The organism is Polynucleobacter sp. 39-46-10, from assembly GCF_002282275.1.
Genome location: NZ_NCJB01000556.1, coordinates 1,057 through 2,096 on the forward strand (window position 1 = coordinate 1,057; position 1,040 = coordinate 2,096).

General features: G+C 47.9%; 2 protein-coding genes. Both read right to left on the reverse strand.

Annotated features, from left to right (window positions below):
• Window positions 1-483: SCP2 sterol-binding domain-containing protein (locus B7X71_RS17695; protein ID WP_293601705.1), on the reverse strand; the 483-nt coding region annotated here is incomplete at its 3' end.
• 52 nt (window positions 484-535) lie between these two features.
• Window positions 536-1,040 (reverse strand): Tim44-like domain-containing protein (locus tag B7X71_RS17700; protein WP_293601706.1); only part of this gene is annotated, 505 nt, incomplete at its 5' end.

Below are 1,040 nucleotides of genomic sequence, written 5' to 3' on the forward strand. Positions count from 1 at the left end.
AATGACATTCTCAAGTAAGTCAGTCGCTGCAGCTTTCCCGGCAGAAACGAATTTCTTACCTTGGCGTACAGCAAAATTAGCAGGCGCATCCCCGATGAAGCGCGCCAGATCTTCTTCATACTCCCACCGAATTTGTCCTACCAAGCGACCTAATAATTGCGCTAGGTCAGCATCGCCAGTGATCTTGACGGACTTCATAGCCTGCTCTCGTAAATTACCTGAACCTCCAGCCAAAACGCTCAGCACCTCAGAAGAGACTTCCAACTCAAGAGATGGAGCATCAATATTGCTCACAGCAACCAAAGAGCCCTCGGGCGCTATCTCAAAACACAAGTTGCCGATTGGCAAACCCAGCAAAATTACTTTGCCAGCATGTCGAGCCAACTCTGCCATAGCCCATGGTTCGGCTTTAAGCACGTGATTAATGCCTTGAGAGGCAGCAGAAGCGGCAATGTGATGGGTAGCAGAAGAAGCGGTAGTCATAAGCGTAAAAAACCCGCACAAGTGCGGGCTTTCAAGGGAAAGTACCTCAAGCTTAAACTAACTGAGAAATACCCGCTAGTACCCAGCCTCCAGGACCGCTTACAGGCTTACTTAAGTTCCAGATTTCAGAAAAATTATTTGCTTGTGCGCCTGCTTGTTCACGAATCATGCCTGTGAACTGAACGCTGCAGTAATAAGTATTGTCTGCCGTTTCAATTCCCAATAACTGTGCATTGAGGGTAACTACATCAGTTTGGTTAGCACTATCAGCACGACCTGATAGGTCTTGCTCAATCGTTGCAAACATTTCAGGCGTGGTGTACTCACGCAAAGCAGCTAAATCACCCTGATCCCATGCTTTTTGCAGGGTGGAGAAATATTGCTTTGCATTATCCAAAAATGCGTATTCATCAAAACCGGGTGGCAAGGTGGATTGGAATGGCGCTGGCTCACTAGCAATACCGCCAAAAGCATTTGCAGCTGGTGTAAATGCAGGCTCATGCCTTGGTACCTGATCCATATTGGCACGCTGCATTCCCTGGGAAGCCACTTGAGGA